A 13,916-nucleotide genomic window follows, 5' to 3' on the forward strand; every position below is an offset into this window, starting at 1 on the left:
TCCGGTTTTGGCCACCGACCGGGGAACCGAAAACGGAACCCCGGCGTCCCACCTGCGGCAAACTGTTACATTGCCGACGGGGCCTGTCACTCGGCCGGCGGGGAGGAGTTCCGGTGGGTTTCGAGGTCGACGTCGCGGACATCAAGGCCGCGGCGGCCAAGCTCGGTGCGGGGACGCCACCGGCGCTCTCCATCGGCGGGTCGCCGAACGTCGGGAACACCGCCCGCGCCGGCGGTTTCGCCGGGGACTACGACGTCTGGCTGGCGACGCGCAAGGACGACCTGGACGCCGCGCAGCAGCAGGTCGGCTACCTGGTCGAAAGCATCGAGGCGGCCGCGAAGGCCTACCACGGCACCGATTCCGGGGCCCGGGACGCGTTCCTGAAGGCGCTGGACAGCAGCTTCGAGAGGATCGACCGGTGACGGCGGTGTTCGACAAGATCTACGCGCTCGCCGACCAGGTGGAGAAGGGCAGCACCACCGAGCTGGACGACCGCGCCCGGGCCTGCCGGGCCACCAAGGAAACCCTCGCCGACACCAAGGCCCTGCTGGAGAGCGTGCGCGTCCAGCTGAGCGAGGCCTGGCAGGGCGGGGCCGGCGAAGCGGCGCTCAAGTCGCTGGAGGCGTTCAAGCAGAACCGCGACGACCAGGCCCACGACCTCGAGGAGTCGGCCAAGTCGTTCGACCGGATCCGCGACGCGCTGGCGAAGGCCCAGCAGGACGCCCGGAACAAGCGCGCGGACGCCCAGGGCCTCCAGAAGAAGCTCGACCACGGCTGGCACGGCTTCGGGATCCGCCAGGTCGACCTCGCGGTCGCCTGGGCGCAGGACAAGGCCGTCAAGGCCCAGGCCCTCGTCCTGCTGGCCGACCTGGAGCGGGTGACGACCACCTACGACGCGATCCTGCTCATCGAGGGCCAGAAGCTGCGGTTCAGGACGGGTCAGGTGTGGGAGCTCGCGGGCTCCGAAAAGCGGAACCTGGCCGAGATCTTCGCGATCATGGGCCGCGAGATACCCGGCCTCCTCGCGCTGCTGAAGAAGCACCCGGAACTGTGGGACGCCCTCCGGCGCAAGGACTGGAACACGATCATGCAGAACCCCGAGGTCGCGCAGAAGATCTACGACTACCTCGGCTTCCGGTACAACAAGGACGGCGACTTCTACACCACCGGCGAGCATTCGATGCAGAGCTACCTGGGCTGGGAGGACTTCTACGACAAGCTCGGGAAGATCGCCGGGATGAAGCTCCAAGAAACCGGTGACGACGGCGACAACATGGAGTTCACCGACCCCGAGACCGGGAAGACGTACCGGCTGGAGCTGTGGAAGGGCAAGTACGGGAGCCACGCGTTCGGCGGGGAAGTCGGCTTCTACACCAGCGACTCGCCGAACAACAACGGGCACTTCAACACCGCCCAGGGTGACGACCAGATCAAGGTGACCCAGACGATCTACAACAAGGACACCGGCCAGGTGTACTTCACCAACGACGGCCAGGGCGCCGACGGCACCGACAAGAAGCACTTCTGGAACCTGGCGATCCGCAACGACCCGGGAGTGGAGGCCGACAAGCTCCCGCTGGCCCAGCGGGCCACGATCGAGGTGCGGGACGTCGCGATGCGCGACCGGATGTACAACGAGATGGTCCGGTACGCCGCCGCACACCCCAAGGACAACCTCACCGTCACGATGGGGTCCGACCACCCGCCCACGCTGAGCTACGACTGGCGGAAGTGACCGCTACAGACCGGTCATCGGCCTGAACTCGTACGGCCCGTCGTCGTCCTCCTCGACGCGGCGGGCCGGCTTCCGGGGATCGTCCAGGCCCGCGAACACCGCGTCGACGTCGACCAGGGCGGCGACCTCGTCGGCGACGTGCTGGCCGTGCCGGTCTTCGATGTCTTCCAGGCCCGTGCGCAACGCCGTGGTGGCGGCGCTCCTGGCCTGCTCCCGCAACGTGCTTGCCAGCTCCTCCGGCGTTTCGCCGGAACCCCGCCTCGAGTCGGTCATGTCCCCAGCCTAGGCGGAGCGGGCCGGGTTTCAGTCCATTTTGCGAAGACCGTCGAGGATGCGGTGCATCAGCTCGGTGTCCGGGGCCGCGAACGCCAGCCGCGGCACCAGCACCCGGCCGGTGGACGGCCGCGGCGGCGGGACGGTCCGGGGCAGCCGCCACGGCAGCTGGTCCGGGGACGCGTCGCGGCCCGGCTGCTCCGGGATCGGCAGGGTCGGCAGCGCGATCGTGCCCGCCTCGGCCAGCTGCCGGGACGCCTGCTCGTACCGCAGGCGCGCTTGGATGCCGGCCACCGTCCAGTCCGGCTCCGGGTCCGGCGCGGCCGACGCGCGGCGAGGCCGGCGGCGTTCGAGCGTCACCGCCCAGGCCGCGGCGGCGAGCGCGGGGAGCAGCAGACCGGCGACGATGGCGAGACCGGGCAGGTCCACGGACATCACGTGGCCCCGGCGACGGGTAGCAGCATGGCGTTCACTTCCGGACTTGCGGTTCTTCCGAAGCATGGCCGACACCTGGGTATTCGACGTGAACGAATGTTTCGCGGACCCCGGAGCCATCATGAACGACGGTCAACGCTCCCGCAAGCGGCCGAACGAGGTGCCCCGTCCGGGGGTGAAGCCGCTGGTCAGAGCCCGTTTTGGGGTAGCCTGAACGAGCCCCTCACCAGGTAGTACGGCCACCGGCGGCGTCCGGTTCACTTTTCTTTGTACGACGCGTGTACACACCCTCGGCAAACTCCGGGAATGCGCATTTCGCCCTGGCTCGTGGCCGCCGCGCTGGCGCTCACCGGCTTCGCTCCCGCCGTCGCCGCCGACGGCAACCCGCTCGAGAAGACGAACGGCTTCTACGTCGACCCGGACTCGAACCCGGCGACGTGGGTCCGCGGCCACCCGGGCGACGGCCTGGCCGGCCCGATCCGGACGGCCATCGCGTCCCAGCCGGGCGCTCGCTGGTTCGGCGCCTGGAGCGGCGACGTCCGCACGGCGGTGGACAAGTTCACGTACGCGGCGGACGTCGCCGACAAGCTCCCGGTCCTGGTCGCCTACAACATCCCCGGCCGCGACTGCGGCGGCGACTCCACGGGCGGCGCGGGCAGCCCGGCGGCCTACCGCGAGTGGATCTCGGCGTTCGCCGACGGCGTCGGCGGCAAGCCCGCGATCGTCATCCTCGAGCCAGACGCGCTCGCCCAGCTCGACTGCCTCCCCGAGGCCGCCCGCACGACCCGCACCGAGCTGCTGAAGTACGCCGCGGCCCAGTTCGCCGAGAAGACGCCGAACACCTGGGCCTACCTCGACGGCGGCAACGCGACCTGGATCGCGGCGCCCACGATGGCGACCCGCCTGAAGGCGGCGGGTGTCGGTTCGGTCCACGGGTTCGTGCTCAACGTGTCCAACTTCTACTCCACGGCCGACTCGACGACGTATGGAAAAGCGGTCGGCTCGGCTCTCGGGTACGCGGCGCCGTTCGTGGTGGACACGAGCCGCAACGGCGCGGGCCACGGCACGGACACCGAGTGGTGCAACCCGCCGAAGCGCAGGCTGGGCGCGACGTCCCGGCTCGGCGGCGGCCCGGAGATGCAGCTGTGGATCAAGGTCCCGGGCGACTCGGACGGCAGCTGCGGCTACGGCCAGGGGGTGCCGGCGGGCACGTTCAGCCCGGCGCTGGCCCAGCACCTCATCAAGGGCGACTGACCGCTCGCGGCCCGTGGTGGGATGGGCGGATGGTGTGGGTTGTCCTCGCGTTGCTGTCGAGTGTCGCGGCGGGCGTCGCGGTCGCCGCGATGCTGTGGGGCCAGACCCGGGCCGAACGCCGGCTCGAACTCGACGTTCGTCGGACCGCTCGTCCGGAACGGCGAGCCGGTCCGGACGAGCTCCGAAGACGGGTGACCGCGTCAGCCCAGCGAACAGCTCCGAGCCAGCTCGGCCGGAGTCGCACCGGCAGGCCGGGCGATGGTCCCGGACGCCGGTGGCCGCACGCCGCGCAGCCAGCCCGCCAAGGCGTCGAACGTCGTGCGGAAGCACGGGCCCAGCGGCCGCAGCCGGTCCGGGTACTGGTCCACCAAGCCGTCCACGTGGTTCCCGTCGACCACCCGGTAGTACCGATGCAGAGAACCACGCCCCGACGCGCTGATCATCCGGTCGTAGACGTCGGAGTCCCGCGTGATCGGCAGGAGCGTGTCGAGCGTGCCGTGCAGGGTCAGGAGCGGCTTGCCGATCCGCCCGGTCAGCGAGATCCGCTCCACCGCCCGCGCCACTGACGACGGCCGGGACGCATAGTCGTAGTCCGCGTCACAAGCCGGAGTTCCGCTGGCGCAGAAGGGGTTCCCCGCCGCCAGTGAGCCGTCGAACGACGGATCGACCTCCTCGCGGTAGATCCGCTGGGTCAGGTCCCAGTAGACGCGGTAGTGGTAGTCCCACAGGAACTCCGACCCGGGCGCGAACCCGGCGTCCAAAATGGACTGATGCGCCGCCTCGGACCCCGCCGCGTAGGCCGGGTAGGCCCGCAGCGCCGGCGGCAGGAACGTGAACAGGTTCGGGCCGTCGGCCCGCCACAGCGTCCCCTCCCAGTCGACGCCGCCGTCGTAGAGCCACGGCCGGTTCTCCAGCTGCCACCGCACGAGGTACCCGCCGTTGGACAGCCCCGCCGCCAGCGTCCGCGCCGGCGGCCGCCCGTAGTGCCGGGCCACCGCGCCGCGGGCGGCCAGCGTCAGCTGCGTGACGCGCGTGTTCCACTCCGCCAGCGCGTCGCCGGGCCGGACGCCGTCGGTGAAGAACGTCGCGCCGGTGTTGCCCTTGTCGGTCGCCGCGAACGCGTAGCCCTCGGCCAGCGCCTGGTCGCCGATCGCGCGGTCGTTCGCGTACTGCCGCCGCACGCCGGGCGAGCCGGCGACCACCAGGCCGCCGTTCCACCGGTCCGGCAGGCGCAGCACGAACTGGGCGTCGTGGTTCCAGCCGTTGTTCGTGTTCGACGTCGACGTGTCCGGGAAGTACCCGTCGACCTGGACGCCGGAAACCCGCCCCGGCACCGGCAGGCCCGCCGAGGTGAGCCCCGCCCAGTCGGCCTCGACGGTGTGCCCGGACACGAGCGTGCCGGTCGTCGTGAGGTCGTCCAGGCAGACGGCGACGGACTTTTCCGCGCCGGGCACGGCGACCCGGCAGTGCCCGGGCGCCGCCGACGCCGATGCGGGCACCGCCGTCGCGAGCGCTCCCGCCAGAACCACAGCCAGCCAACTCCGCACGGTCCACCTCCGGGGTCTGATGGGACAGAACCCAAGCGTGTGCCCGGCCCGGGAACCATCCCGGCCGCCACCATGAATTCCCGTCGCGATGTGGTGGCCGGCCACATGGTCCGGACCACGCGGGACGACCTAACGTCGCTGGAAACCCTCTCAACGACGAGAAGGACGTCCTCATGCGCAAGCTCGTCTTCGCCGGACTCGCCGCGATCACCGCCGCCGTGCTCACCACCGTCGGGGTGGCCAGCGCCGATCCGCCGCCGTCGTCCCTGGTCCAGGTCGCGAACTTCGGCGCCAACCCGGGTGCGCTCGCGATGTACACCTACACCCCCGCCGGCCTCGAGACCGGCCGCCCGGTGGTCGTCGCCCTGCACGGCTGCACGCAGAGCGCGGCCGACTACTACGCCCACTCCGGCTGGCCCGAGCTGGCCGACCGCTGGCGGTTCGAAGTCGTGTTCCCCCAGCAGTCGACCGCGAACAACTCGCTGAAGTGCTTCAACTGGTTCGGCACCGCGGACGACACCCGCGGCAACGGCGAGGCGGCGTCGGTCAAGTCCATGGTGGACAAGGCGGTGGCCGACCACGGTGCGGACACCTCGCGCGTGTTCGTCACCGGGCTTTCGGCCGGCGGCGCGATGACCGCGGACCTGCTCGCGGCGTACCCGGACGTCTTCGCCGGCGGCGGGGTCATGGCGGGCATCCCCGCGCAGTGCGCCACGAGCATCACGCAGGCGACGAGCTGCCAGCAGAACAACCAGAACCTGACCCCGGCGCAGTGGGCGTCGAAGGCCAAGGCGCAGTACCCCGGCTACGGCGGGCCGTACCCGCGGGTCGCGATCTGGCAGGGCACCGGCGACTACACCGTCTACCCGGTCAACGGCACCGAGCTGCGGGACCAGTGGACCGCGGTGCACGGCCTCTCCCAGACCCCGACGAGCACGCAGAACCTGCCCGGCAGCACCACGTTGACGACCTACGGCGACAAGGTGCAGCTCTACTCGATCGCCGGCATGGGCCACGGCACCGCGGTCGACCCCGGCAGCGGCACGACGCAGTGCGGCAGCACCGGCGCGTACTTCCTGGCCGGGATCTGCTCCAGCTACTACACCGGCGTGTTCTTCGGGCTGGACAAGGGATCGGGGTCGACGACCACCCCACCCCCGCCGACCACCACGACGACCACCACCACCCCGCCGCCGTCGGGCGCCTGCGTGAACGCCAGCAACTACGCCCACACCCAGGCCGGGCGCGCGCACCAGAGCGGCGGGCAGGTCTACGCCAACGGCTCCAACCAGGCCATGGGGCTGTGGAACACCTTCACGACTCACGCGCTGCGGGAGACGTCAACGGGTTACTGGGTCATCGCCGACGGGCAGTGCTGACGCGGTGCTCTCGCGGACCGTCACGGTCCACTCGGCCGGCCGGGCCGGGACTCGCTCGCCGAGCGCGATCAGCGCGCAGTCCCGGCCCTGGTCGAACAACGACTGGGTGACCGTGGTGAGCCCGGCCCGGGCCGCGTCCGGATCGTCGTCCCACCCGGCGACCGCGACGTCTTCGGGCACCCGCAGGTCCCGCCGGTGCGCGGCGTCCAGGACGGCGAAGGCGAGCTGGTCGCTCATGGCGACGACGGCGTCCGCTTCGCACGTGTCGAAGAGCGCGTCGGCCATCGCCGTGGCCTCTTCGCGGTCGTTGCGGGCGACCACCGCGACCGGCAGCCGGCCGGGATCGCGCCCGGCGTCCCGGCAGTGGTCGTAGACGCCGAGAAGGCGTTCGCGCGTAACGGGAAACTCGACTTCGTCGGGGTCCGGGCCGGTTTCGAGCCGCGGCCGGCGGTCGCGGTCGAAAGGGAAGGCGAGCACGGCGGGCCGCCGCGCGCCGGGGAAGGTGCGGGCGGCCAGCTCGCGGGCGGACGCGCGGTTGCCGATGGTGACCACCCGGGCCCCGGCCACCGCGGGGCCGCCCTGGATCGCGACCGGCTTGCCCAGCCCGGTCACCACAGCGAGCACCGGGTCGGTGTCGACGGTCGTCCAGACGATGTACCCGTCGACCGACGCCGACCGCACCCGCTCGACGTCGTCGGCCGCCCCGGTGGTCGGGATGAGGTTCAGCCCGCTGCCCCGCTCGCGGCAGACCTCGGCGACACCGGCCAGGAACCGGCGGGCCTGCGGGTCCTCGAACGCATACGCGAGGTGTTCGCCGAGCACCACGCCGATCGCGCCGTTGTGGCGGCGGCGCAACGACCGCGCGGTCGGGTCCGGCCCGCGGTACCCGAGCTCGGCGGCGGCCTCGCGGACGCGGCGCAGCGTCTCCGGCGCGACCCGGTCCGGCTGGTTGTAGCAGTACGACACGGTCATCGCCGAGACGCCGCAGCGGCGCGCGACGTCGGCCATCGTGACGCGCGCGGGGCTGGACATGACCCCACCTTAGCTGTGTATCGTTAAACAATGCTGGTCGTGCCCCGCACCGGAGTCGCGCTCGGGGCGTTGAGCCTCGCCTGCTTCGCGTCTGTGACCTCGGAAAACCTGCCCGTGGCGCTGCTGCCGCAGCTCGCCGCCGGCCTGGCCGTCCCGGATTCCGCCGTCGGCCTGCTGATGACCGGGTACGCCGTGGTCGTCGCGGTCTCGGTGGTGCCGCTGGTCGCGTGGACGGCCCATCGCGACCGCCGGACGACCGCGCTCGTCACGATCCTGCTGGTCGTGGGTTCGAACCTGCTGCTGGCCGTCGCGCCGAACTACGGCGTCGCGGTGGCCGCGCGGCTCGTCGCGGCGCTGGGCCACGGCGTGTTCTGGTCGGTGGTCGCGGCGATGGCCGCGCGGCTGCTCGGGCCCGGGCAGGGCGGCCGGGCGACGGCGGTGGTCTTCGCCGGGAACTCCCTGGCCTTCCTCTTCGGGCTCCCGCTCAGCTCCTGGCTCGGCACGACGCTCGGCTGGCGGCTCGCGGTCCTCGTCGTCGCGGGGGTCGCGGCGCTGGCGGCCCTGGGCATCCGCCTCACGGTCGGCCCGGCCCCGCCGGAGTCGCCGGAGCGCGGATCGATCCGGCGTGTGGTCGCCGACCGGGCGCTGTGGCCGGTGAACCTCGCGACGGTGGTCGTGGTGACCGGCCACTTCGCGGCGTTCACCTACATCACGGCGATCATCGCCGACTACGTCCACCTGACCGGCGCGGCGACGTCGGCGCTGCTGTTCGGTCACGGGCTGGTGGGGCTGGCCGGCCTGGTCCTGATCGGCCGGCACGTCGACCGGCGGCCGCGGGCCACCGCGCTGGTGACCACCGGCGGCCTGGCCGTGTGCCTGCTCACGCTGCTCGTCGCCGGTCCGGGGGTGCTCGCCGGAGGCGCGGTGGTGCTCTGGGCGGCGCCGGCCGCGGGGATCGGCGTCGTGCTGCAGGCCGCGGTGCTGCGTGTGGCGAAGAGCCAGCCGGACCTGGCGTCGGCCGTCTACATCGTGGCGTTCCAGATCGGCATCGCGCTCGGCGCCGCGCTCGGCGGGTTCGGCCTCGACCACGGCGCGTTGCCGGCCGCGGTGGGCATCGCGGTCCTGTGCGGCCTGGGCGCGTCCCTCGTGGTGCGCCGGTCGAAAGCCTTCCGGGCCTAGGCGTCGCGCAGACGGTGCAGCCGCAGCGCCAGCTGGATCTCCAGGGCCCGGTCCGGCGCCTGCCAGTCCTCCCCCAGCAGCGACGCCACCCGTTCCAGCCGCTGCACCACCGTGTTCACGTGGACGTGCAGGACGTCCTTCGTGCGCGCCAGCTGCGCACCGCTCGCGAAGTACGCGCGCAGCGTCGCCACCAGCTCGGTGCCGCGCCGCTCGTCGTAGTCCAGGACCGGGCCGAGCGTCTGCCGGACGAACGCGCCGAGGTCCGCGTGCGCGCCCAGCAGCTGGCCGAGGAACCCCAGCCCGGCCATCGCCGCGCCCTCACCGGTGCGCCCGAGCGCAAGCAGCGCCCGGACGCAGCGGGCCGCTTCGGCGTGGGCGTCCGCGATCGCCGACGGCCCGCTCGCCGGACCGGCCGCGCCCACCGTGACCGGACGGCCGGTCACCGAGCCGAGCTCGGCCGCGACGCGGCGGGCCAGCTCGTCCGGGTCGCCCGCGCCGAGCAGCACGACCTCCTCCGCGTGCACGCCGACCAGCGTCGCGTGCCGGGCGGCCGCGCTCGCCACGCGTCGCCGCGAACCGCCGTCGGCGTGCGCGACGAGCACCGCGTGCGGCGCGGACAGGTCGATGCCCAGCCGGCGGCCGCGAGCCAGCAGCGCGCGGGGGTTGCGCTCCGGCGCGGTGAGCAGGTCGGTCAGCAGCTCGCCGCGGACCTCGTCCTCGGCGCGCACCACCGACCGCCGGAGCATCAGCAGCAACGCCGTCACGACGCCGGCGCGTTCGAACAGCCGCCGGTCGGGATCGCTGAGCCCGCCGCGGCCGGCCAGCACCAGGCTGCCGAGCAGTTCGGGACCGGCCTGCACCGCGCACACCCAGGTGTCCTTCGTGGACACCGCGCGGCCGCTGGCGCGGGCCGCGGCGAGCGCGTCCGGGTCGAGCCGGGCGGTGGCGCCGGAGCTCGCCAGCATCGTGCCGTCCGGGTCGTACACCGTGAGGTCGCCGTGCAGCACCCCCGCGACCGCCGCCGCGACGTCCGGCAGGTCCCCACCGCGCAGCACGAGGTCGGTGAGCCGGTCGTGGGCGTCCTCGGCGCGTTCCATCGCCTCGTTCTGCGCGCGGATCGTCGCGTTGGCCTCGTTGAGCTCGGCGACGGCCCGGCGCGTCTGGTCCAGGAGGTTGGCGCTGTCCAAGGCGATCGCGGCGTGGTCGGCCAGCGACGACAGCAGCGCCACCTCGTCCGCGCTGAACTCCCGCGCCGAGCGGTCGGACGCGAAGAGCACCCCGAGCACCTTCGGCCCGATCGCCAGCGGCACCCCGAGGATCGCGGTCAGGCCTTCGTCCTTGACGCCGGAGTCGATGTGCCGGGTGTGCTTGAAGCGGTCGTCGGTGAAGTAGTCCGACGTCGAATACGGCCGCGCGGTCTGCGCGACCAGCCCGCCGAGGCCCTCCCCCATGCCGAGCACGATCTGCTGGAACTCCGCCGACACCGACCCGTCGCTGACCCGGACGTAGGTCTTGTTCTCGGCCTCGTTGTTCAGCGAAAGGTAGGAGACGTCGACACCCAGCAGCGCCCGCGCCCGCCGGACGATCGAGCGCAGCACGGTGTCCGGATCGGACAGTGCGGCGAGCTCGCTCGCGGTGTCGAACAGCGCGGCCAGCTGGGCCTCGCGCCGCCGGTGCTCGGCGAGGGTCTCGCGGATCCGCAGCGCCAGCTCGCCGGCGCTGGCCAGCGCGGCCAGGTCGGCCGGGCCGAGCGCGCCCCCGGCCCGGGCGGCCACGACGACGTGCGCCAGCTGCTCGGTGCTCGCCCCGGAGGCGAGCAGGTCGAGCAGCCGGCGCAACGCGGTGACGTTCTCGGCGGGTGCGCTCACGGCGGTCATGCTAGGGCGAAACGGTCGCCGTTTCCGCCTGAACGTCGTCATCGTGCAGGGACTGACCTCGGGTTTCGCGGGCCGCGAGCAGCGCGACGACCGTGATCAGGCACATCGCCGCGACGTAGAGCGACACCGGCACGGTGCTGCCCCACGCGGAGAACAGCGCCACGGCGATCAGCGGCGCGACGGCCCCGGCGGCGATCGAGGACAGCTGGCCGCCGACCGAGAGGCCGGTGTAGCGCACCCGGGTCGGGAACTGCTCGGCGAAGAACGCGGCCTGCGGGCCGTACATCGCGCCGTGCAGCACCAGCCCGACGATCGTGGCCAGCACGATCACCGCCGACGACTTCGTGTCCAGCAGCGCGAAGAACGCGAAGCCCCACAAGCCCATCCCGATCGCGCCGAACAGGTACACCGGACGCCGGCCGACGCGGTCGGACAGCGCGCCCCACAGCGGGATCGTCACGAAGTGCACGGCCGAGCCGATGAGCACCGCGCTCAGCCCGACGCCCTTCGGCAGGTGCAGCCCGGTCGTGACGTACACGAGGATGAACGCCGTCAGCACGTAGTAGGAGACGTTCTCGGCCATCCGCGCGCCGATCGTCACCAGGACCTGGCGCCAGCTGTCGCGGAAGACCTCGACGACCGGGACGTGCTTTTCGGCGCGCTCGTCGGCCTGCTGCTGGGCGGCCAGGAACACCGGCGACTCGGCGACGGCCAGCCGGATCCACAGCCCGATCAGCAGCAGCACACCCGAGAGCAGGAACGGCACCCGCCAGCCCCAGGACATGAACGTGGCGTCGGACTGCGTCGCGGAGAGGATCGCCAGCACGGCGGTGGCCAGGAGGTTGCCGCCGGGCGCGCCGCACTGCGGCCAGGACGCCCAGAACCCGCGGCGGCGGTCGTCACCGTGCTCGGAGACGATCAGGACCGCGCCACCCCACTCCCCGCCGAGCGCGAAGCCCTGGACGAGCCGAAGCAGCGTGAGGAGCAGAGGAGCCGCGACGCCCGCGCTCGCGTACGTCGGCAGCACGCCCATCAGGCAGGTCGAGCCGCCCATCAGCACCAGGCTGACGATCAGGAGCTTCTTGCGGCCGAGCCGGTCGCCGTAGTGGCCGAAGACGAGGCCGCCGACCGGCCGGGCGAGGAACCCGACGGCGTAGGTCAGGAACGCCAGCAGCGTGCCGGTGAGCGGGTTCGCCGTCGGGAAGAACAGCTTGTTGAACACCAGCGCGGCGGCCGAGGTGTAGAGGAAGAAGTCGTACCACTCGATGGTCGTGCCGATCAGGCTCGCGCCGACGATCTTGGCGATCGCCGGCCGCTGGGGTTGGCTCACTGCGGGCTCCACTTCCTTGTGGGGACGGGGTTTCAGGCGGCGGTCCAGCCGCCGTCGAGCGGCAGGGACGCCCCGGTGAGGTGGCCGGCGTGCGGCGAGCACAGCCACAGCACCAGTGCGGCGACGTCGGCCGGCTCGATGAGCTTCTTGATGGCGGCGCGTTTGAGGAGCACCTCGGCGACGACGTCCTCACGCGGGATGCCGTGCTCGGCCGCCTGGGCGTCGATCTGGTTGTCGACCAGCGGCGTGCGGACGTAGCCGGGGTTCACGCAGTTGCTGGTGACCCCGTGTTCCGCGCCTTCGAGGGCGGCGACCTTGGAGAGGCCTTCGAGGCCGTGCTTCGCGGCGACGTAAGCGGCTTTGTAAGGGGACGCGCGCAGCCCGTGGACGCTCGACATGTTGACGATCCGCCCCCACCCGCGCGTGTACATCGACGGCAGCGTGTGCCGGATGAGCAGGAAGGGGGCGGTGACCATCAGCGCCTGGATGCGCGTGAAGACCTCAGGCGGGAAGTCCTGCAGCGGTGCGACGTGCTGGATCCCGGCGTTGTTGACCAGGACGTCGACCTCGGCGGGCAGAGTGGTGACGGCGGAGGGGTCGGTGAGGTCGGCGACGTGCGCCCAGCCCCCGACCTCGGCCGCGGCGGCTTCGGCCCCATCGCCGTCGACGTCGACGACGTGCACCTTGGCCCCGGCCGCCGCGAGCGCGCGGACGCAGGCCAGGCCGATACCGCCGGCCCCGCCGGTGACGAGGGCGGTGCGCCCGTCCAGATCGCTGGTCATGGACGGGAACGGTAAGCGTGACCCGCGTCGCGGGCCATGTGCGCGGGAGCTACAAGTTCGGAAGATCCAGTGGGGTGGGGGCACATAGGTCGGCGAGGAGGGCGTGCCACGATCGGGTGGAGATTTCGAGGGTGCCGCCCGGGCGGTCCTTGGTGTCGCGGATCTGCGACACGGCTCCGAGCGCCACTTCCACACACTTGTCTTCGGTCGCGCTGTAGCTGGACTTCCGCCAGGTCATGTCGTCCCTCCCAGGCCGGCGATCACCTCCCCGATGAACTCGCCGCTTTCTCGCTCATCCATCGCCAGCGCCATCATGGATTCCGCCGCAGCACGGTAACCGGCCACCTGATCGTCATCGTAAAGGTAGGCACTCGCCTGGTGGAGCTCGATGAAAACGATCGTCGGGAGCGCCGCGAACTCGATCACCGCGAAGTTGTGGAAGACCACCTGCGGCTGGCATCGCGCCGGCATCACCTGCAGCCGGATGTTCTTCCGCCGCGCCATTTCCAGCAGGTGGGTGAGCTGTTCGGCCATCACCCGCGCATCGCCGACATCTCCTCGCACCGCGCCCTCGCCGATCAGCACGTGGTAGTCGAGCGGATCGGGCCTCATCAGAACGCCCCGCCGCGCCATCCGGGCGTGCACGATCCTCTCGATCCGCCACGGCGGGCCATCCCGGCCGCCCAGCAAGGCCCGCGTGTAGTCCGAAGTCTGCAGGAGCCCGGGGATCACCAGCGGTTCCCAGTCGACCATCGCGGTCGCCTCGCGCTCGTACTCGGCGAAGGTCGAGGCGCTCGGCGCCACCCCGGGCACCTGCTTCTCCAGCCAGCTCGGCTCCGCCGCGGTGCGCGCCAGCTCCAGCAACCTGGCGCGCTCCGCCGGCGCCACGACCAGCGCCCCCATCACCAGGGCCACCTGCTCGACCCGCGGCACCCTCTTCCCGTACTCCCAGCTGGAAACCTCCTGCGCGTGCACCCCGAGCACCCGCGCCAGCTGCCGCACGCCGACGTCCTTTTCCTCCCGGCACTTGCGCAGCCCGAAGCCGAGCGCTCTCGCCCGGGGTGTCGCGAAGGGTGTCGCCATGACCGCATTC

Annotated in this window: 14 protein-coding genes; 5 read left to right on the plus strand and 9 right to left on the minus strand. The window is 72.2% G+C overall.

The window, feature by feature from the left end:
- Window positions 1-113: 113 nt before the first annotated feature.
- Window positions 114-422 (plus strand): hypothetical protein, encoded by a 309-nt coding sequence (locus ACZ63J_RS46080; protein ID WP_465401486.1) that lies wholly within the window; start codon window positions 114-116, stop codon window positions 420-422.
- Window positions 419-1,735, plus strand: a complete 1,317-nt coding sequence (locus ACZ63J_RS46085) for a DUF4474 domain-containing protein (protein WP_465401487.1) — start codon at window positions 419-421, stop codon at window positions 1,733-1,735. The genes ACZ63J_RS46080 and ACZ63J_RS46085 overlap by 4 nt, the downstream gene beginning before the upstream one ends.
- A gap of 3 nt (window positions 1,736-1,738) precedes the next feature.
- On the opposite strand, the gene ACZ63J_RS46090 is transcribed toward ACZ63J_RS46085, so the two are convergent.
- Together ACZ63J_RS46090 and ACZ63J_RS46095 are read right to left on the minus strand one after the other, a co-directional pair.
- Window positions 1,739-2,008, minus strand: a complete 270-nt coding sequence (locus ACZ63J_RS46090) for a hypothetical protein (protein ID WP_465401488.1) — start codon at window positions 2,006-2,008, stop codon at window positions 1,739-1,741.
- A 30-nt stretch (window positions 2,009-2,038) separates the two neighbouring features.
- A complete protein-coding gene (locus ACZ63J_RS46095) occupies window positions 2,039-2,443 on the minus strand; it encodes a hypothetical protein (protein ID WP_465401560.1) in 405 nt (134 codons plus the stop codon).
- Window positions 2,444-2,749: 306 nt separating this feature from the next.
- Between ACZ63J_RS46095 and ACZ63J_RS46100 the strand changes: the two genes are divergently transcribed.
- Window positions 2,750-3,697, plus strand: a complete 948-nt coding sequence (locus tag ACZ63J_RS46100; protein WP_465401489.1) for a glycoside hydrolase family 6 protein — start codon at window positions 2,750-2,752, stop codon at window positions 3,695-3,697.
- 200 nt (window positions 3,698-3,897) lie between these two features.
- Here ACZ63J_RS46100 and ACZ63J_RS46105 read toward each other — a convergent pair whose 3' ends face one another.
- On the minus strand, window positions 3,898-5,226 hold the full coding sequence (locus ACZ63J_RS46105; RefSeq protein ID WP_465401561.1) for a 3-hydroxybutyrate oligomer hydrolase family protein: 1,329 nt from the start codon (window positions 5,224-5,226) through the stop codon (window positions 3,898-3,900).
- 191 nt (window positions 5,227-5,417) lie between these two features.
- Here ACZ63J_RS46105 and ACZ63J_RS46110 point away from each other — a divergent pair, with 191 nt between their 5' ends.
- Complete coding sequence (locus ACZ63J_RS46110) at window positions 5,418-6,623, plus strand: extracellular catalytic domain type 1 short-chain-length polyhydroxyalkanoate depolymerase (protein ID WP_465401490.1); 1,206 nt, start codon at window positions 5,418-5,420, stop codon at window positions 6,621-6,623.
- Here ACZ63J_RS46110 and ACZ63J_RS46115 read toward each other — a convergent pair.
- Window positions 6,585-7,655: a LacI family DNA-binding transcriptional regulator gene (locus tag ACZ63J_RS46115; RefSeq protein ID WP_465401491.1), complete on the minus strand. Its 1,071-nt coding sequence runs from the start codon at window positions 7,653-7,655 to the stop codon at window positions 6,585-6,587. The genes ACZ63J_RS46110 and ACZ63J_RS46115 overlap by 39 nt on opposite strands.
- A 30-nt stretch (window positions 7,656-7,685) precedes the next feature.
- On the opposite strand from ACZ63J_RS46115, the gene ACZ63J_RS46120 reads away from it, so the two are divergent.
- The gene (locus ACZ63J_RS46120; RefSeq protein ID WP_465401492.1) at window positions 7,686-8,834 is read left to right on the plus strand and encodes an MFS transporter; all 1,149 of its coding nucleotides are present in this window, start codon (window positions 7,686-7,688) and stop codon (window positions 8,832-8,834) included.
- Here the strand turns inward: ACZ63J_RS46120 and ACZ63J_RS46125 are convergent.
- The 5 genes from ACZ63J_RS46125 to ACZ63J_RS46145 are packed head-to-tail and all read right to left on the minus strand — an operon-like array spanning window position 8,831 to window position 13,906.
- Window positions 8,831-10,711 carry a helix-turn-helix domain-containing protein gene (locus ACZ63J_RS46125; RefSeq protein ID WP_465401493.1) on the minus strand — a complete coding sequence of 627 codons (1,881 nt, stop codon included), beginning with the start codon at window positions 10,709-10,711 and terminating at the stop codon, window positions 8,831-8,833. The two genes, ACZ63J_RS46120 and ACZ63J_RS46125, sit on opposite strands and share 4 nt — an antisense overlap.
- 1 nt (window position 10,712) lies before the next feature.
- Window positions 10,713-12,041, minus strand: coding sequence for an MFS transporter (locus ACZ63J_RS46130; protein WP_465401494.1), 1,329 nt, complete (start codon window positions 12,039-12,041; stop codon window positions 10,713-10,715).
- A 32-nt stretch (window positions 12,042-12,073) separates the two neighbouring features.
- The gene (locus tag ACZ63J_RS46135) at window positions 12,074-12,823 is read right to left on the minus strand and encodes a 3-hydroxybutyrate dehydrogenase (RefSeq protein WP_465401495.1); all 750 of its coding nucleotides are present in this window, start codon (window positions 12,821-12,823) and stop codon (window positions 12,074-12,076) included.
- Between the two features lie 49 nt (window positions 12,824-12,872).
- Window positions 12,873-13,061 (minus strand): DUF397 domain-containing protein, encoded by a 189-nt coding sequence (locus tag ACZ63J_RS46140; RefSeq protein WP_465401496.1) that lies wholly within the window; start codon window positions 13,059-13,061, stop codon window positions 12,873-12,875.
- The gene (locus ACZ63J_RS46145) at window positions 13,058-13,906 is read right to left on the minus strand and encodes a helix-turn-helix domain-containing protein (protein ID WP_465401497.1); all 849 of its coding nucleotides are present in this window, start codon (window positions 13,904-13,906) and stop codon (window positions 13,058-13,060) included. Before ACZ63J_RS46145 ends, ACZ63J_RS46140 begins: the two co-directional genes overlap by 4 nt.
- Window positions 13,907-13,916: the final 10 nt, after the last annotated feature.

It is taken from the genome of Amycolatopsis sp. NPDC104863, from assembly GCF_055582965.1.